Here is an 18,166-nt window from a genome sequence, read left to right as displayed (position 1 = left end):
GGAAGATGAGGCCGCAGCCCGTGCGATCATTGATGCTATCGTCTGGCCTTCCGCACAGGTGCAGTCATGACGGCGGTCGTAAGCGTTTTGCTGGACGAGCTGCGCGGCCTACTATCTGTCGAACATGATGGCACAATCACATGGGATGAACTTCAGGAGCTGAAGAACGAACATTTCGGGCCAGATGCTGTTGCGATCGAGGTTTATCCGCCTCATAGCCATGTCGCCAACAGCCTGCCTATGCGTCACCTCTGGAAGCTTGGATCGGGTGAATATTGGCCCGATCTGACCGGTCAGAGGCTGGTTGGCGATCTTACCTTGCGCGATCGGGAAATCCTCACACGATCAGAGATCGAGTTTATCACACGCAACTCGTGACAGCCGAGACCAAATGCATATTTATGAAAGTCGCGTCGGAAGCCGATTCTCAGGGAGCAAGCTTGATGGATAAATCGATCGAGGTTCTAATGCAGTTGCCGTGGACAACGCTTCTCACGTTGTCGGCAGGCTACGCTGCCTACTTCATCGCTACCGTTGGACATCGCACTCATCACAAGCCGATCGACGTCACGTTCTCAACACTTGTCTTCGGCTTTTTCACAGCCTTCGGATATGAATTTCTCCGCCGTAAGTGCGGGTTTCAACTCTGGAGCGCCTCACCAATAGCTTTTATAGGTGCGCTAGCAATGGGAGGGGTATGGGCGCTTTGCGGGCGGCCGTTGATGTATTGGGTTCTGCGGAAAGCACGGATAAGTCATTCGGACGAAACGCCATCAGCATTGAAGGCTATGTTTAGCCAGACCGGTATTGATGGAACGCAGTTAGATGTACGACTGATCGACGGCACCTGGTTGCGATGTGAAAATCTGAACGAGTTTCGAAAGGAACCGAACGGGCCCTGCGTCTTTGGCAACGAGGGTGACATTCTGATGTATGTCACCCATCGCAAATTGCCCGGAGATAAGAAATTCGAAGCCAACGATTGCGTCATTGATGACGAGTTTGGCAGCGAGATTACCTATCTTCCGCGCGAACGTATTGACCGTTTTGATTTTCGGCGCAAGCGAAAGCGAAAATGACTATCGCTTGTTAGGCGCGGGAGGCTTCTTCGCAGGCTCTGTTTCGCCTGACGTGGTAGGGGTATAGGTTCCCTGCGCAGTATCTGGCTGATATGTATTGATATGAGTTGTAGTCGGCTTGTAAGATTCATTAAGCGGTCCGCGACCACCCTTCTTCTCATTATCTGACATGATGCTCCCCGTCAGTTGTAAGGCGAATTGATAATGGCTGAGTCTCAGCACATTTAAAACAGCCTTCAACGAGCGCTTCACGCAGTTCTTTGACATCGTAAAACTGTTGCCATTCGATCTTGCGCTCGCTGCCACGCGATTTTGCGCGCTACACTAGCAACAGCAACACAGTTGCTAGGCTGTTGCTAGGCGAAAAACGCAAACAACCGCGCAATCTATTCAGTCAAAATTTGCAAGCAATTTCAAGGGGGTAAGTGGTGGGCGATGAGAGACTCGAACTCCCGACATCTTCGGTGTAAACGAAGCGCTCTACCAACTGAGCTAATCGCCCGACTGTTTCGCCAAGTGTCTGGCCAGTCGCTGTGAGAGCCGTTTAGGCAATTCGCGCGACAAGCGCAAGTGCAAAAATCAGCCTTCGACGTCTTTCTTGTGTTTTTCTATTGTCCCTTCCATGCTTCCCTCGATAGAGAAGCCAAAGTGAAGCTCGGCCACCCGAAAGGCGCTACAATATCGGCGAAGCGTACACGTCTGACGCCGACATTTGCCGGAGAAGCAAGTTGTGGGAGCGGCGAACATTCAGCCGCCGCCTTGGATATTATCCAGCCAGTCGTTCGGGCGAGCGCAGAATGGATGCTCCGCCGGCTGCCTGCACGGCAAGGCTTCCGTATTCGATACCGGCAGCAAGTGCTCGGTGAGAATCATGCCCTTCGAGCCACGCATCGATGAAGCCGGCATTAAAAGCATCGCCTGCCCCGGTCGTATCGATAACCGGCACGTCCTTTGCCGCCATATGAAGGTCCGCATCGGCTGTGCGCAACCACGCCCCTTCTCCACCGCCCTTGAGAGCCACGATTGGAAAGTGCTTCGCAAGCGCATTGAGCGCCTTCGCCGGATCATCGTGGCCAGTGATGGCCTGCGCCTCCTCGCGATTGGGAAGGAATATATCGACGCCCTCACAGGCCGCGAGCAAACCCGGATCGTAAATCAGCGCTTCATCCCAGCTGGGGTCGAGCGAGACTGAAAGGCCTGCCGCCTTTGCCTGCTGCACGAGCTCAGGGATTTCGTGCAGCGTTGCGAATTCAGCAATGTGCAGATGCCCCGCATCCTTCCATTGCAACGCGGCTTCGAGCGTCGAAGGCAACGCCGAACCGGCACGGCGCGAGAGGAATGCGCGGTCGTTGTCGATCACGCTTGCCACCGTCACCTGCGGCCCGGCATCGTCAGCCCGTTCCAGAAAGCGCAGATCGACACCGTCGATCTTCAGGTCCGGTTCAAGCCCGCGTGACAGGCCGTCAAAGCCGAGACGTGCGACCAGCGCCACCGCCCTACCCGCGTGGGCAAGATGGGCAGCCGAAATGAAGGCCCCTCCACCTGCCACCATCTTCATGTTTTCGGCAAAAACCTCTCGTCCGGGCTGCGGCAGTGATTGCAGCCCGGTGAAGATAAGGTCGCAGTAAATCCGCCCGATACTGAGGACAGCCGGAGACTTGAAATGCCTTTTGAATTGTTGCGGCATCATAGGCGGCCCAGACTTTTCTCGGTCTTGGCATCGAAGAGATACAGGCTTCCCGCAGGCGCGGACACGGAAAGCGTACCGCCCGTTGCGGGAATGATCTTGCCCGGAGCAGTTGCAATCACCGAGACGCCGTTAACGTCCAAATGAACCAGCGTTTCGGCGCCGAGTGGCTCAACGGCCGTCACAGTGCCCGTGAGCGAAAGGGCATCGGGTCTGCCTTCCTCAACTTTCAGATCATGCGGGCGGACGCCGACCAGAATGTCGCCATCAGGTGCAAGTTCCACGCCTGATCCATTGCGGCGACCCGCAATCAGGTTCATCGACGGGCTACCGATGAAGCGCGCCGTAAACACATCGGTCGGATTTTCATAAAGCTCGGTCGGCGTTCCGGTCTGGAGAATGCGACCGTCACGCATGACGACGATGCGGTCGGCCATGGTCATGGCTTCAACCTGGTCATGTGTCACGTAAACGGTCGTCGTCTTGAGACGCTGATGCAAGCGTTTGATTTCAATACGCATCTGCGCGCGAAGTTGGGCGTCGAGGTTCGACAGCGGCTCATCGAAAAGAAAAGCAGACGGATTGCGCACCATGGCGCGACCGATAGCGACGCGCTGGCGCTGACCACCGGACAATGCTGCCGGGCGACGGTCGAGATAAGGTTCCAGCCCGAGCGCCTTGCCGGTTTCCTCGATACGCTTGTCCTTCTCGGCCTTCGACAGTTTCGACGTGTAAAGCCCAAAGCCGATATTCTGGCGCACGGTCATATGCGGATAAATCGCATAGTTCTGGAACACCATGGCGATGTTGCGCTGCTTCGGATCACGTTCGTTGACGACCTCGCCGCCGATCTTCAGATGACCGCCGGAAATGTCCTCAAGCCCTGCGATCATGCGCAAAGTCGTGGACTTGCCACAGCCGGAGGGGCCGACAAAAACGACGAACTCGCCGTCCTTGATCTGGAGATCGATTGCCCGGACCGCCTCGACCTTGCCGTAACGCTTGACCAGCTTTTCAAGTTCGATGGTTGCCATCAGCGTGCCTCCACAAGTGCACTGAATTTTTCATTGAGTTCGCGGGCAGCCTTTGCTTCGGCGGCTGCATGGTCGAAAGCGACTGCCTTGAAGCGATCAGCTTCCGCCTTATGCCGCGCAAGTGCTGCATTCATCGCTGTCGGTGCCGGACCGCCGAGACGATCACGCACAGCCACGAAATGTTGCGGGGAGACCAGTTCCTCAAACTTTTCGCGCCCGAAGGATGGCTCGCGCCCGGCGGACTCGCGGAAAGCGTCAAGGAAAGGTTCAAACCCATCCTTCTCCAGACCGCCGCCCATGGCGACGACAGCGCGCGCAACCCTGGCTGCGATTTCATGCGCCTGCCGGAACGAAAGACCTTCGATGCGCACCAGCGAATCCGCCAGTTCCGTGATCGTGATGCAGGAGCGGCGGATATTTTCCGCCACACGGGCCGGATCGATACGGATCGCGCCGATGAATGCGGCCAAAAGATCGAGCACGCGACCAGCGGATGCGAATGCCTCATAACCCATCGCTTGAGTTTCGCCCTCACTGTCATTCATGTCGGTGAACGGCGTATTGTGCATCACGTCCAGAACAGTGCGGGCGCGACCCATGGTCTGGCTCGCCAGATGGCGCATATGTTCGATCGGAACCGGATTGCGCTTTTGCGGCATGATTGATGAAATCTGCACGAAGGCATTCGGCACGTAAATCTGGCCGACCTCGAAACTGGTCCAGAACTGGAAGTCCTGGATGAGGCGTCCCAGATGCACGAACATCAGCTCCAACGCCGAATAGGTCGAGGTGATGTAATCCACCGCTGCAATGCAGCTATAGGAATTCGGCAAGGGGGCAGCAAAGCCCAACAGGCTCGCCACTCGTGCGCGATCGATCGGGAAGCCTGAGGTGGTGATGGCCGCCGCCCCCATGGGTGATAGGTTGACGATGGCGCGCGCGGCTTCCATCCGTTCCATATCCCGGATGAGAACCTCGACTGCCGCCGAAAGATAGTGACCGAAGGTCGATGGCTGCGCAGGCTGACCATGCGTATAGGCGACGATCAGTGTCTCCTTTTCACGCTCGGCAGCAGCAATCATCGCATCAAGCACATTGCGCGCCTGCGTCATCAGCGTATCGATACGATCCTTCAGACCAAGCTTGAACAGCGTGTGGTCAATATCATTGCGTGAGCGCGCCGTGTGAAGACGACCGGCGGTGTCGGCACCAATGCGCGCCTTCAGCTCCTTCTCGATGAGGAAGAAAAAGTCTTCCACCTCACCCGTATAGATGAGCTTCGAAGGATCGATTTCCTTGTCGATAGCTTCCAGCGCACCCGCAATGGCCGCTGCCTGCGCACGGTCGAGAATGCCGGTTTCGGTCAGCATAACGAGATGGGCGCGGTCGATGCGGCGGAAGCCGTCGACATGATGGGTCTTGGCGCCGTCAAAAAGCGGGCGAAGCACGGTTTCCTTGTAAACCGGATCGGGGAAGACGCTTTTATCGGACAGCCGTGGATCGAGATCGGACATGGTTCAACCCTTGAGGCCAGCAAGCATGACACCGCGCACGATGTAACGCTGGAGAAGAACAAAGACGACGAGCGTGGGAAGCGTGGCGATTGCCGCTCCGGTCATGATCATTTCCCACTGGATGGATTGCTCGACGGCGAAGCTCGAAAGCCCGACCGGCAGCGTGTAAAGCTCCGGGCTGGTCGCAACAATCAGCGGCCAGAAGAATGCGGTCCAGTTGCCGAGGAAGGTGAAGATCGCGAGCGCCGAGAGTGCTGGTGTCACCAGCGGCATGGCAACTTTCCACCAGATCTGGAATTCGTTGAGGCCGTCGACGCGGGCAGCTTCCAGAAAATCGTTGGGAACGCCTTCGAAGAATTGCTTCATGAGGAACGTGCCGAAGGCCGTCATCATGCCGGGGAACATGATGCCCCAATAGCTGTCCAGCCAGCCGAGCTTGCTCGACATCAGGTACCACGGGATCACCAGCATTTCGGTGGGGATCATCAGCGTGGACAGGATAGCGAGGAAGATGAAATAGCGACCGCGGAACTGGAATTTCGCCAGCGTATAGCCGACGAGACTGTCGAAGAAGACATTCGACAAGGTGACCACGACCGCAACGATCATGGAATTCAGGAACCAGCGCAGGAAGCGCCCATCGGCAAGGATAGTGACATAGTTCTGCAATGTCGGCTCTGCCGGGATCAGGCGCAGGTCGTAGACCTGACCTGCCGTCTTGAGCGAGGTGGAGAACATGAAGGCCAGTGGTGTGACCATGATGAGGCCGCCGATGAGCAGCAACGTCCATGTCAGGATGCGGCCGGGCCGCAGATTCTGGAACGGGAGCGGTTTGTTTTGAGCGGACGCTGTCATTTCTTTTCCCTCAGGATCCAGAGCTGCAACAGCGAGACGCAAAGCAGGATGGTGAACAGAACGACGGTTTGCGCGGCCGCATAACCCATCGCATAGGAGGAGAAGGCCGTCTGATAGATCATCAGCACCAGCGGCTTGGTGGAGCCGAGCGGTCCGCCGGGATCGTTCGTGGTCATGTTGTAGACCTGATCGAAGATCCGCAGGAAACCGATGGACGAGAAGACGACGAGGAACACCGTGGTGGGCTTCAGAAGCGGGATCGTGATCTTGCGCAGGATCGCCCATTCGCCGAGGCCATCAATGCGTGCGGCTTCATAGAAGGTGTTGGGAACAGCGCGCAGGCCAGCCATGAAGATAATGATCTGGAAGCCAAGACCCGCCCAGATGGACGTCGCCATGATGGCATAGAGACCCTGATCGACCGAGCGCAGGAACCCCTGCTGCGGGAGCCCCACTGCACTCAGAATATTGTTGATGAAGCCGATGGGCGCGGGCTGATAGAACCAGCGCCAGACCCATGCCATGGCCGCTGCCGTGGTGAGATAAGGCAGGAAATAGAGTGCACGGATAAAGCCGTGCATGATGCGCACGCGATCCAGAAAATAGGCGATTGTAAACGCCACCACGAGGCTTATCGGCGTGCCGACCAGCAGATAGGTGAAAGTGTTCTTGAACACTTTCCAGAATTCCGGATCAGCGAAGAGCTTCTGGTAATTGGCGAAGCCGATGAACTTCGGTGGGTTCATCAGGTCCCAGTCGGTGAGAGAGAGCCAGAAAGCCTCTATCGTCGGGTAAAAGCGGATGACCGAATAGAACAGGATCGGGAGAGCCAGAAAGCTCCACACCCAGATCAACCGTCTTGTGCGCATGGAAAGACGGTCCGTCAGGCGGTTGCCCGAAGGCCCCTTCCCCGCGCCGCCTGTTTCAGCCGTCCCGGCTTCTACAGTGATTGTCATGTTTTAGTATCCTTCGGCTACAGATTAGAGCGCGGTTCGATCTGAATGAAGCAGATCGGCGCTCTAACTGTTTATTTTGGCGCGCATCTTATCCGAAAACCGTTTCACACTTTTCGGGATGCGCTCTAGCCGTGCCGTCAACAGGCAAGAGAAGATGAAGCAGCGGGAGCCGCTTCATCTTTCGCGTTTGCCTTACTTGGCTGCGTCGAGCACATCCTGCTCGGCCTTGGCTGCCTGATCGAGGGATTCCTTGACCGGCTGCTTTTCGAGAATAACGCGATTGGCCATATCGACAGCGATCTGGCGCTGCTTCAGCTCGTCCACGAACATGGTCGTGTGCGCATATTCCAGACCCTTCAGGAACGGGCCGTAGATCGGATCGGCAAGGTTCGTTTCCGTCAAGGCTGCCGAACGGCGCGCAGGCAGTTCGCCAACATCCTTCAACCAGATTTCCATGGCTTCCGGCGAGGAGATGTAGTTCAGGAACTTCTTGGCAGCTTCCAGTTTCTCGCCGCTTGCCTTGGCGCTAATGCCGTTGGCGAAGTAGCTCGCATAGTTGGAACGCACGCCTTCGGCATTGGCCGGAAGCTCGGTCACACCCCATTCGAAGTCCTTGATGGTGCGGAACGAACCGAGACGGAAGGTGCCGTCGATGGTCATGGCCGCCATGCCAGCGCGGAAAGCAGCCTGCCCTTCATCCATGAACTTGACTTCGCCGACCTTATGTTCGGTCTGGAGGCCAGTATAGAAGGCAAGCGCCTTTTCACCGGCGGCGTCGTTATAAGCAACCTTGCGGTCATTGTCGGTATATGGCTGGCCGCCGAACTGGCGCACCAGAACTTCACGCCACCAATGCTGGTCCTGTCCCGGCATGTCGAGCGTGATGCCTTCGGCCAGAAGATTGCCGGAAGCGTCGCGCTTCGTCGTCTTCTTGGCAGCTTCGACCATTTCATCTAGCGTCTTGGGCGGATTGTTCGGGTCGAGACCAGCGTCGGTGAAGAGCTTCTTGTTGTAGAACAGGGCCAGCGAGCGCACAGCAGTCGGCAGACCGTAATACTCATCGCCGCGCTTCATCGCCGAAACAATCGGGAAGAATTCGCTCTCAATCTTGTCATGCGGGAACGTGTCCTGCGGCAGCGGCTGCAGAATGCCGCCAGCCACGAATTTGTCCAGCCAGCCGTAGAAAAGCTGCATCACGTCCGGGCTCTTGCCCGCCATCTTCGCTGCGATTACGCGCGTCTGATAGTCGTCGTACGGGAACGTGACCTGCTTGACCTTGATGTCCGGATTGGCCTTCTCGAAATTCTCGATCAGCTTGTCCATCGCCTTGACGCGTGTCTCGAAGACATACTGCCAATATTCGATTTCGACAGCCTGAGCGGCATTGATCGCAAAGGTGCTGAGCCCCGCAACCAAACCTGCCAATAACAGCTTACGCATTTAAACCTCCCTAATGCCCCGCCCACCGGTTCGAATGCGGTCGCCAGGCACGGCTGCGGCAGTGCTTCGCACAATCCGCATATTCCACCACATGCCGCGCAGATGATGCGCAGCGCCCATTTTTTCCCATGCAGGAACCCACTTCCCCGACATGAGCAAAGGCGGTTCTTCACCACCCTGCCCTTACGGTTCAATGTTGCGAGCGTTTTGTCAATAAGATAATTTAGTTGAATTAATATATTGCTGTTAAAAGCGGCTCGCGTTATCTCTTTTGACGGGAGACAGGAGGGACCATGACATCGAAATCAGATGGGCAATCCGAAGACGGGCGGGCCAATACGCCTGCCGCCGTACAAGGTGGGTCGCTTGCGGTCACTCTCGGCAAGAATCCCGAGCGAATTCGTGACCATAACCGACGTGTAGTGCTTGATGTCGTGCGCCGCCACGGTCCTCTCGGCCGGATGCATATCGCCCGCCTTACGCATCTGACCGCACAGGCCATCGCCAATATCGTCGATGAGCTGGTTTCAGAGAATCTGCTCATGCAGCTGGGGCGACTGAAAACGGGGCGCGGCCAGCCGCCGATCCAGTTTGCCGTCAATCCCGAAGGCGCGATGACCATCGGTGTGGAAATGGGTTCGACGCATATGGTGACGACGGTGCTTGATCTTTCCGGCAAGCCGCGCACGCAGCATGTGCGCCCCATTCAGGATGTCAGCCCCGACAGGCTCTCCACACAATTGCGAAAAGAAGTCGATGCGGTGAAGACTTCGTTTCCCGCGCGCCTGCTTGGAATAGGTGTCGTGATGCCAGGTCCGTTCGACATCGAAGGCATGAGTTCTGTCGGTCCGACCACCCTGCCCGGCTGGTCCGGGATCGATGCAGCGGCGGTTCTGAGCGAAGCCTGCGGCGAATCCGTTCTGGTCGAAAACGACGCGAATGCCGCCGCCGTCGGCGAACGCCTGTTCGGCGCAGGACACGCGATTTCCAATTTCGCCATGATTTATTTCGGTGCCGGTATCGGGCTTGGCATGATTCAGGACGGCGCACCGTTTCGCGGCGCTTTCGGCAATGCCGGTGAAATCGGTCATATCGTCATCACGCCTAATGGGCGCAGCTGCGCCTGCGGCCAGAAGGGTTGCCTCGAAACCTATGCCTCCCTTCATACCTTGCGGGAAAAGCTTCACGCAGCAGGGATTGAGGACACCGATTTCGACGCGCTGGAAAAGCTGCATGGAAACCGCAACCCAGTTCTGATGGGCTGGTTACAGGAAGCTGCCGATCATCTGGCGCCGATGATTGCCATGATCGAAAACATTCTCGACCCCGAGACAATCATTCTGGGCGGCATGTTGCCCGATGCGATCATCGACGACCTGATCTGGCATATGGGTGGTCTGCCGATTTCGGTTGCCAGCCGCCGCGCCCGTGCGTTGCCACGAGTCATTCGAGGGCAGACGGGACAGTTCACCGCCGCCCTGGGCGCTGCATCACTGCCGATGTTCGAGGCCATGACGCCGAAGCTTGATACCAATTCGGAAATCTGACCATGCTCACCGCCCTTCAGCGCATCGAGCGCCAGAAGTCGTCTCCTGCCCTCGTCCGTCTGCATCGCGCTCTAAGCAGGCTGCGCTCTACCGTCACGCTGATGCATACGGGTGCGCACCCTGACGATGAGCAGAGCGGCCTGATGGCCTATTTGCGGTTCGGACTTGGTATACGGGTGGTGATCGCCTGTTCGACACGCGGCGAAGGCGGGCAAAATGCGCTTGGCCCGGAACGCGGTGGTGCGCTCGGTGTGATCCGCAGCCGTGAGATGGAAGAAGCAGCGCGCATTCTCGATTGCGACGTGCATTGGCTCGGCCATGGTCCAGACGATTCCGTCCACGACTTCGGTTTCTCCAAGGATGGTGACGGTACCTTTGCCCACTGGGGTGAGAAGAAAACCGTCGAGCGGCTCGTACGCGCCTATCGCACCGAGCGTCCGGATATCGTGCTGCCGACCTTTCTTGATGTTCCCGGCCAGCATGGCCACCACCGCGCCATGACGCGGGCGGCGGAAACGGCCATACGGCTCGCCGCCGATCCCGATGCCTTTCCCGAACATTTTGCCGAGGGATTGATGCCGTGGCAGGTGGCAAAATTCTATCTCCCTGCCTGGTCAGGCGGCGGCGACACCTATGATGACGAGCTTCCTCCGCCCGATACGACATTGACCGTTCACGCGGCGGGTCGCGACGCTGCGACCGGTGCCGATTACGACCGTATCGGTGAATGGTCGCGTGCCTGTCACGCCACGCAGGGCATGGGGCGCTGGCCGGAAACGCCCAAGAGCGAATGGCCGCTGCATTTGAAACTGCCGGAAAGCTGTGCTGAAACAACAATTCTTGAAGGTATTCCGGAATCTCTCGCAACACTGGCTGAGGTCGATGGACTGACACTTGAAACCCGGAAGCAGCTTCTTGACGCTCATTTGTCTGTCGAGCGGACTATTGCGGCTTTTCCTGAGCGCGAAACCATTGTCAAAAATCTTATCGGTGCTGCGAAAAGCCTGAAAACTGTACTGACCAGCGCACCGCAAGGTTTCCTCGTGCAGCACGGGCACAGGCTGGAACGCAAGCAGTGGGAAATCGACGCCATCTTGATCGAAGCAGCGTCTTTGTTCGAGCGGGCTTATCTGGAAGAAGCCATATTGCCTACAGGTGGAGAAACCCGCCTTGTTGTCGAATACGGCCCCGGAGCGACGGCAGTCGCAATAACAGCCGACCCCATATTGCCAGAAAGCTGTTCGACCGCTTGCGAGTACGTGACGCCCGAGAGGGAAATTCTGGCTGTGTCACTGGCAAAGGAGGCAGCACTTTCCCCGCTTTTTGAACCGGCGTGGCGGTCACTCGGTGGCAACGGACAGGCCTATATCCGGTTAAAGGCGCAATTTGACGGTCACCTGGCTGCGTGCAGCTTCGATCTCGAAGAGCCGCTTGCCATTGTTCCATCTGCCTCGTTAAGGATTGATCCGCCAGCAGTCATCATATCGGGCAAGCAGTATCCCTCGCCGATCCGGCTTGTGGTCGATGGCGAGACCGGCCAAGTCACATTCACAGCGCAAACCGGTTGGAGCGTCGGCGTAATCGGGCAGGATGCTGTTCTACACGGGCCTTTCGATCCAGAGCCCGGCTTGACTGCGCTACAGGCCACGATCAACGGACGTCTTGCATGGCAGACGCAGGTAGCCAGCTACCCGCATATCGGTAAAACCGTCTGGCATGAGCCTGCCGTGCTGCCTGTATTGGCACTCGACGTGAAATTGCCTGATGCGCGTATCGGCTATATCGGCGCTGGGGCAGACAATGTTGGTCTTTGGCTGAAACGCATGGGATTTGATGTCACCGATGTCGAAGCACGCCATCTTTCCGGTGATCTTTCGCAATTCACCACCATCGTGGTCGGTATATTCGCCTTCGGCCTGCACGCTGATCTCGCCGCAGCAACGGACAATCTGCATCGATTCGTCGAGAATGGCGGACATCTGGTGACGCTCTATCATCGTCCATCCGATGGCTGGCATCCGGATCGGACACCACCGCGAAGATTAGCCATCGGTTCCCCGTCATTGCGCTGGCGCGTTACGAATCCCCATGCCGCAGTTACAGTTCTCGATCCTGAGCATCCCCTGCTCGTCAGCCCCAATATTATCAGCGAACGTGATTGGAATGGATGGTACAAGGAACGTGGGCTTTATTTCGCTTCCGCATGGGATGACGACTATCAGCCGCTGCTTTCCATGCATGATGAGGGAGAACAGCCGCTCTTCGGCGCGCTTGTTTCAGCCAGTATCGGTAAAGGCCGCCATACGCATACGAGCCTCGTCCTGCATCATCAGCTCGACAAGCTTGTGCCCGGTGCATTCCGGCTCATCGCCAATCTGGTACAACCTGTGAGATAATTTCGTGCATATCGTTATGTTGAAATATTTATGACGTTTATGTCGCTCCGGACAGAAACTATTTTCGTTATATTTCATTTCACTAATTAGTTTTTCTTGAGTTCCCTTCGCCGGAAAATTCGCTCTATCTCAGCGTGTATTTGACTCATGGAGATGAATTATCATGCGCAATCTGGTACGTGTTTCTTTGACCGGTCTTTTCCTCGGTGCAAATCTTACGATGGCTTTTGCACAGGCAACGCCTGAACAGATGGAGATGGCCTATAACGCAGCTCGCAACCAGCTTGGCGTACTCCAGTACTGCCAGGAAAAGGGTTATACCGATGGCGGCGCCATCGAAATCCAGACAAAAATGATTGCGCTGATCCCCGCCCCATCCGACACCACCAAGGCCGACGCTGCCGAAGCAACCGGTAAGCAGGGTAAGGTCTCTGCGATGGGCATGGAACAGGATATTGCCACCAGCGCAAAAGCGCAGAATGTCTCCGAGGAGAAGCTCTGCCAGACCATGGCTGATGCCGTTAAGCAGGCTGGCGCCCAGCTGCCGCAGTAAGGCAGATCGCAGCTTCCAAGAAAAAGAGAGCCTCGCGTAAGCGGGGCTTTTCCTTGCCTGAAGATTTATATTCGATATCGCTTAAATACAACGTACGACGCTATTGAAGTTTTCGTTTTTAATTCAGCACTTTATTAATCATATGCGATACTCACCTTCCGTTTACCATGCAACTTAAGAGGGTGCACATATTTGCTGGGTAGTTTGCTCTCAGGTCACAGAGACCACTAAACAAGCAAGAATGATCTCAGGAGCAACACATGACCAAGCTTATTGCACGCTTTCGTAAAAGCGAATCCGGCGCTACCGCCATCGAATACGGCCTCATCGCGGCTTTGATTGCTGTCGTCATCATCGGCGCAACGACGTCTCTCGGCACCACCATCCGCACCCAGTTCACTGCCATTGCGACCGCTATTGGTGGTGCTGGCGGCAACTAATAGGCTCTGCAAACGCGACAATAATGCCACCGCCCTTCGGGGCGGTTTTGCTTTTTGCGGAGACGTTCTGCCTTCTCAACAGCAACTTTTGAAATCCCCACGCGTTTACTATGTATGTGTGGAACATATTTCACGGCCTTACGCGGAGGTTTGATCGCAGCTAACCAAGCTAACGCTCTGCAATCTTTATTGATTATGGGCTTCAGATAGAAACGCGCATAATCCCTTTAAATAGTGGTTCGCCGCGTGGTTATTGCGTATTCCAGCGCTGGCCCCGGCTTTTCGGGAGTAGCGAACATGTCATTGAAATCCATTTTACTGGCGCTCGGCATCGGCGCTGCCAGTCTGACGCTCAGCGGTTGTGTCTCCGAGGGTTATTACGGCTCAGGTTATAATGATCCGTACTATGTTCGCGGTGGATATGTCGGCACGGGAGTCGTTTACAATAGTGGCGGCTATTATCGGAACTACCCACGTTATCCACGCTACTATAGAGATTCACGCTACTATCGTGACCGTGATTATTATCGTTATCGCGACCGGGACCGTCCACGTCGTCCTGACACCAACAGACCGGATCGTCCGCGTCCACCGCGGCCGGACCGTCCGCCAACAGGCAACGATGGTGCAGGTCGTCCGAATCCGGGCAATCTGCCAGTTATCCAGCCGATCAGGCGTGGTCCGCATAACTGAAACAAAAACACCCGCCGAAATCCGGCGGGTGTTTTGCATAGAAGGAACCAATGTCAGAGCTTGATGACATATTCCTTGCGGGTGGTCTCGATGACTTCCCAGCTTCCCTTGAAACCCGGTCGGATGACAAAACTGTCTCCCGCCCCGACTTCCCGGCTTGGTCCGCCTTCTTCGCTGAGGACAGACCGGCCTGACAGGATGTGGCAGAACTCCCATTCATCATATTCGATGCGCCACTTTCCGGGCGTGCTCTCCCATATGCCAGCAAAGAGCGTGCCCTCGGTATTCTCCTCCAAATTCCACGTGCGGAATTTCGGGGCACCGGAAATAATGCGCTCCGGTAGCGGCGCGCCTTCCTCCGGTTCGATGCCGGTCAGGTCGAAATCGAGAAACCGGCTCATGGATCAGACCTTTGCCAGCGCCTGCTCAATATCGGCAATGATATCGTCCGCATCCTCGATACCTATAGACAGGCGCACCACATCCGGCCCGGCACCTGCCGCCACCTTCTGCTCGTCGCTGAGCTGACGGTGAGTGGTAGAGGCCGGATGAATGACCAGCGAACGCGTGTCTCCAATATTGGCGAGCAGCGAGAACAGGTCGAGGCTGTCGACGAACTTTACGCCCGCGTCGTAACCGCCCTTGAGACCGAAGGTAAACACCGAACCGGCACCCTTCGGCGCATATTTCTGCTGGAGCGCATGAAATTTGTCATGCGGCAGCCCGGCATAGTTCACCCAAGACACTTTCTCGTGGCCATGCAGCCAGGATGCGACCTTCAGAGCATTGTCGCTGTGACGCTGCATGCGCAGCGGCAGGGTTTCCGCACCAGTGAGGATCTGGAACGCATTGAACGGCGAAATGGCCGGGCCGAAATCGCGCAGACCCAGCACTCGGGCCGCGATTGCAAAGGAAATATTGCCAAAGGTCTTGTGCAGTTCCAGACCGGCATAATCCGGGCGCGGTTCGGTCAGAAGCGGATAGTTGCCGGACTTCGCCCAGTCGAATGTACCGCCATCGACCAGAATGCCGCCCATGGAATTGCCATGACCACCGATAAACTTGGTCAGCGAGTGAACGACGATATCCGCACCATGTTCGATCGGGCGCACCAGATAAGGCGATGCAAGCGTGTTGTCCACGATCAGTGGCAGGCCGTTTCTGTGCGCAATTTCGGCGATAGCCTCGATGTCCACCACGATGCCGCCCGGATTGGCGAAGCTTTCGATAAATATGGCACGTGTCTTGCTGTCGATCTGCTTTGCAAAATCGGTCGGGTTGGTGGCATCGGCCCAGCGGACCTGCCAGCCGAAGGACTTGAACGACTGACCGAACTGATTGATCGATCCGCCGTAAAGCTGGCGCGCGGCGACGAAATTGTCACCCGGTTGAAGCAGCGTATGGAAAACAAGCAACTGCGCTGAGTGACCGGATGCAGTCGCTACAGCCGCCGTACCGCCTTCGAGTGCGGCAATGCGCTCTTCCAGAACTGCGGTCGTCGGGTTTGTGATGCGCGTATAGATATTGCCGAACGCCTGCAGGCCGAACAATGAAGCTGCGTGGTCCGCATCTTCAAACACGAATGAGGTCGTCTGATAGATCGGCGTTGCGCGGGCACCTGTCGTTGGATCGGGCTTTGCCCCTGCGTGAACGGCAAGTGTTTCAATTCCGGGAGAGCGTTTCGACATCATTTCCTCCTGTGTCCCAAACCCCAAACAGGTCTGGAACCTAGGCTGTACAGCGAGGAAAGCAAAGGAGGATTTTCCGCCAAATACTGGATTTGCAGAAATTAAATCCGAAAGCTCTCATCAACCGATCAGGCGGGGATATTCGATTGCCGGACAGCGGTCCATGACGACGGTCAAACCTGCTTCACTGGCACGATTTCCAGCCTCTTGGTGCACGACACCCAGCTGCGTCCAAAAGATCTTCGGGCGGTGCTTCATTGCAAGGACTTCCTCCACGATACCTGGCAGCGAATAAGGCTCACGGAAGACATCCACCATATCGACCGGCTCTTCGATATCAGCCAGACGCGCCACGACACGCTGGCCATGAATGTGTTTTCCCACCTGCCCCGGGTTGACCGGAATCACGCGGTATCCCTTGGAAAGCAGGAATTCCATCACGCCATTGCTCGGGCGTTCCGGCTTCGGTGATGCGCCAAGAAGCGCAATCGTTTTGACGGAACGGAGGATCTCGCGAATCTGATCGTCGGAAGGGTTTTGCATTTTAGCCTCTTCGGTCGCTGGAGCGAGTGCTTGCATGAAGGGTGGCGCTCCCTTTATTGATAAATAAATTTGGGAGGAGCGCATGAATATCAATACCGCGCAGGAGCGGAATGCCGCCATGGTGGCAAGCCGGTCGTTGAGCCCTGTCATGAACATTGAAGAGCTGCGCGCATTCATGAAGCGCGAGTTTCCGCAACTTGGCAACGCTTTCGAGATCACGGCAATTGGTGACGGTTCGGCAACCATGCAGCTTAATGCCGATGAACAACATCTGCGCCCCGGCGGTACTGTGTCCGGCCCTTCGCTTTTTGCACTCGCCGATGTGACGGCCTATGCAGCCATACTGGCCCATATTGGCCCGGTGGCACTGGCCGTGACAACGAACCTGAACATCAACTTTCTGCGTAAACCCTCTCCCGGCACGGTCGAGGCCGTCGCACACCTCCTGAAACTCGGCAAACGGCTTGCTGTACTCGATATCAGCCTGACCGATGGTACAAGTGGCGAGCTGGTGGCCCATGCAACGGCAACTTACTCGATCCCGCCGCGATAAAGCATCCAAAAAAGATACGGTATTATAATACCAAACGTTTAACATATTGATTTTACTGTGTTTTTAAAACAACGCTCTGAATATAGGACTTGACGCCCACTCGGACATTGTGTATCGACCCGCCAGTGAGTTGAGCAGAAGTTATCTTTTGCCCGCTCGTTCGGGTTGGACACGATCCAACACAAGCAACAAAAAAAGCCCTGATTTTCAAGATCGGGGATAAAGTCAAGGAAGACTTCAATGGCAACTTTCTCTCAGAAGCCGGCTGAAGTGGTGAAGAAGTGGGTGCTGATCGACGCCGAAGGCCTCGTGCTCGGCCGTCTCGCCACCATCGTCGCCAATCGCCTTCGCGGCAAGCACAAAGCAACCTTCACCCCGCACGTTGACGATGGCGACAATGTCGTAATCATCAATGCCGACAAGGTTGTTCTGACCGGCAAGAAGTACACCGACAAGGTCTATTACTGGCACACCGGTCATCCGGGCGGCATCAAGGAGCGCACTGCTCGCCAGATTCTCGAAGGCCGTTTCCCGGAACGCGTCGTCGAAAAGGCCATTGAGCGTATGATCCCGCGCGGTCCGCTCGGCCGTCGCCAGATGAAGAACCTGCGCGTCTATGCAGGCCCGAACCATCAGCAGGAAGCTCAGCAGCCGGAAGTCCTCGACGTCGCCGCGCTGAACCGCAAGAACAAAGGGAATGCATAATCATGGCTGAGCAGCTCAACTCGCTCGAAGAACTCGGCACTGTTGCCAAGACCGAAGCTGCCGCTCCGGTTCATGTCCAGAAGCTGGACGCACAGGGCCGCGCTTATGCCACCGGCAAGCGTAAGGACGCCGTTGCACGCGTATGGGTCAAGCCGGGCACCGGCAAGATCACCATCAACGACAAGGAATTCGAAAAGTATTTCGCACGTCCGGTCCTGCAGATGATCCTGCAGCAGCCGATCGTTGCTTCGAATCGCGCTGGTCAGTTCGACATCGTTGCCACCGTTGCCGGTGGCGGTCTCTCCGGTCAGGCCGGTGCTGTTCGTCACGGCATCTCCAAGGCCCTCACCTACTACGAGCCGGGCCTGCGCACGGTTCTCAAGAAGGGTGGCTTCCTGACCCGCGATAGCCGCGTTGTTGAACGTAAGAAGTACGGTAAGGCCAAGGCTCGCCGTTCGTTCCAGTTCTCCAAGCGCTAACGCG

19 protein-coding genes and 1 tRNA gene are annotated in these 18,166 nt (G+C 56.5%); 10 read left to right on the top strand and 10 right to left on the bottom strand.

The window, feature by feature from the left end:
* Window positions 1–66 precede the first annotated feature (66 nt).
* Window positions 67–378 carry a hypothetical protein gene (locus tag KWJ32_RS20750; protein WP_256886210.1) on the top strand — a complete coding sequence of 104 codons (312 nt, stop codon included), beginning with the start codon at window positions 67–69 and terminating at the stop codon, window positions 376–378.
* A 65-nt stretch (window positions 379–443) separates the two neighbouring features.
* Window positions 444–1,079 carry a hypothetical protein gene (locus KWJ32_RS20745; protein WP_256886209.1) on the top strand — a complete coding sequence of 212 codons (636 nt, stop codon included), beginning with the start codon at window positions 444–446 and terminating at the stop codon, window positions 1,077–1,079.
* A gap of 426 nt (window positions 1,080–1,505) precedes the next feature.
* On the opposite strand, the gene KWJ32_RS20740 is transcribed toward KWJ32_RS20745, so the two are convergent.
* The 7 genes from KWJ32_RS20740 to KWJ32_RS20710 form a co-directional block, all read right to left on the bottom strand.
* Window positions 1,506–1,581 (bottom strand) — tRNA-Val (locus tag KWJ32_RS20740).
* Between the two features lie 264 nt (window positions 1,582–1,845).
* Window positions 1,846–2,769: a sugar kinase gene (locus KWJ32_RS20735; protein WP_040129406.1), complete on the bottom strand. Its 924-nt coding sequence runs from the start codon at window positions 2,767–2,769 to the stop codon at window positions 1,846–1,848.
* A complete protein-coding gene (gene ugpC / locus KWJ32_RS20730) occupies window positions 2,766–3,800 on the bottom strand; it encodes a sn-glycerol-3-phosphate ABC transporter ATP-binding protein UgpC (protein ID WP_040129408.1) in 1,035 nt (344 codons plus the stop codon). The genes KWJ32_RS20735 and ugpC overlap by 4 nt, the downstream gene beginning before the upstream one ends.
* On the bottom strand, window positions 3,800–5,314 hold the full coding sequence (gene argH / locus KWJ32_RS20725) for an argininosuccinate lyase (RefSeq protein WP_040129410.1): 1,515 nt from the start codon (window positions 5,312–5,314) through the stop codon (window positions 3,800–3,802). The genes ugpC and argH overlap by 1 nt, the downstream gene beginning before the upstream one ends.
* 3 nt (window positions 5,315–5,317) lie before the next feature.
* A complete protein-coding gene (locus KWJ32_RS20720; RefSeq protein WP_040129412.1) occupies window positions 5,318–6,169 on the bottom strand; it encodes a carbohydrate ABC transporter permease in 852 nt (283 codons plus the stop codon).
* Complete coding sequence (locus KWJ32_RS20715; RefSeq protein WP_036564035.1) at window positions 6,166–7,038, bottom strand: sugar ABC transporter permease; 873 nt, start codon at window positions 7,036–7,038, stop codon at window positions 6,166–6,168. The genes KWJ32_RS20720 and KWJ32_RS20715 overlap by 4 nt, the downstream gene beginning before the upstream one ends.
* Before the next feature lie 279 nt (window positions 7,039–7,317).
* On the bottom strand, window positions 7,318–8,565 hold the full coding sequence (locus KWJ32_RS20710) for an extracellular solute-binding protein (RefSeq protein WP_010661132.1): 1,248 nt from the start codon (window positions 8,563–8,565) through the stop codon (window positions 7,318–7,320).
* 293 nt (window positions 8,566–8,858) lie between these two features.
* Here KWJ32_RS20710 and KWJ32_RS20705 point away from each other — a divergent pair, with 293 nt between their 5' ends.
* From KWJ32_RS20705 to KWJ32_RS20685, 5 genes are all read left to right on the top strand, one after another.
* Window positions 8,859–10,112, top strand: a complete 1,254-nt coding sequence (locus tag KWJ32_RS20705) for an ROK family protein (protein ID WP_040129415.1) — start codon at window positions 8,859–8,861, stop codon at window positions 10,110–10,112.
* A 2-nt stretch (window positions 10,113–10,114) separates the two neighbouring features.
* On the top strand, window positions 10,115–12,508 hold the full coding sequence (locus KWJ32_RS20700) for a PIG-L family deacetylase (RefSeq protein ID WP_040129417.1): 2,394 nt from the start codon (window positions 10,115–10,117) through the stop codon (window positions 12,506–12,508).
* Between the two features lie 163 nt (window positions 12,509–12,671).
* A complete protein-coding gene (locus tag KWJ32_RS20695; protein ID WP_010661129.1) occupies window positions 12,672–13,061 on the top strand; it encodes a pore-forming ESAT-6 family protein in 390 nt (129 codons plus the stop codon).
* Window positions 13,062–13,321: 260 nt separating this feature from the next.
* Window positions 13,322–13,501, top strand: a complete 180-nt coding sequence (locus tag KWJ32_RS20690; RefSeq protein WP_012092314.1) for a Flp family type IVb pilin — start codon at window positions 13,322–13,324, stop codon at window positions 13,499–13,501.
* 297 nt (window positions 13,502–13,798) lie between these two features.
* Window positions 13,799–14,194, top strand: coding sequence for a hypothetical protein (locus tag KWJ32_RS20685; RefSeq protein ID WP_040129418.1), 396 nt, complete (start codon window positions 13,799–13,801; stop codon window positions 14,192–14,194).
* A gap of 53 nt (window positions 14,195–14,247) precedes the next feature.
* Here KWJ32_RS20685 and KWJ32_RS20680 read toward each other — a convergent pair whose 3' ends face one another.
* The 3 genes from KWJ32_RS20680 to KWJ32_RS20670 form a co-directional block, all read right to left on the bottom strand.
* Window positions 14,248–14,595 (bottom strand): cupin domain-containing protein, encoded by a 348-nt coding sequence (locus KWJ32_RS20680; protein WP_040129420.1) that lies wholly within the window; start codon window positions 14,593–14,595, stop codon window positions 14,248–14,250.
* A gap of 3 nt (window positions 14,596–14,598) precedes the next feature.
* Complete coding sequence (locus KWJ32_RS20675; RefSeq protein ID WP_010661125.1) at window positions 14,599–15,882, bottom strand: O-acetylhomoserine aminocarboxypropyltransferase; 1,284 nt, start codon at window positions 15,880–15,882, stop codon at window positions 14,599–14,601.
* 120 nt (window positions 15,883–16,002) lie between these two features.
* Entirely contained in the window at window positions 16,003–16,425 is a 423-nt protein-coding gene (locus KWJ32_RS20670) for a CoA-binding protein (RefSeq protein ID WP_040130158.1), read from the bottom strand.
* Between the two features lie 118 nt (window positions 16,426–16,543).
* Here KWJ32_RS20670 and KWJ32_RS20665 point away from each other — a divergent pair, with 118 nt between their 5' ends.
* The 3 genes from KWJ32_RS20665 to rpsI all read left to right on the top strand — a co-directional run bounded on the left by KWJ32_RS20665 (window position 16,544) and on the right by rpsI (window position 18,162).
* Window positions 16,544–16,978 carry a PaaI family thioesterase gene (locus KWJ32_RS20665; RefSeq protein WP_172488800.1) on the top strand — a complete coding sequence of 145 codons (435 nt, stop codon included), beginning with the start codon at window positions 16,544–16,546 and terminating at the stop codon, window positions 16,976–16,978.
* 240 nt (window positions 16,979–17,218) lie between these two features.
* A complete protein-coding gene (rplM, locus tag KWJ32_RS20660; protein ID WP_010661122.1) occupies window positions 17,219–17,683 on the top strand; it encodes a 50S ribosomal protein L13 in 465 nt (154 codons plus the stop codon).
* Between the two features lie 2 nt (window positions 17,684–17,685).
* Entirely contained in the window at window positions 17,686–18,162 is a 477-nt protein-coding gene (rpsI, locus tag KWJ32_RS20655; protein ID WP_040129422.1) for a 30S ribosomal protein S9, read from the top strand.
* Window positions 18,163–18,166 lie beyond the last annotated feature (4 nt).

The organism is Ochrobactrum sp. BTU2, assembly GCF_024539785.1.
Taxonomy (GTDB): Bacteria; Pseudomonadota; Alphaproteobacteria; order Rhizobiales; family Rhizobiaceae; genus Brucella; species Brucella anthropi.
Note: the sequence above shows the minus strand (reverse complement) of the source record. Positions and strands in the feature narration are given on the sequence as shown.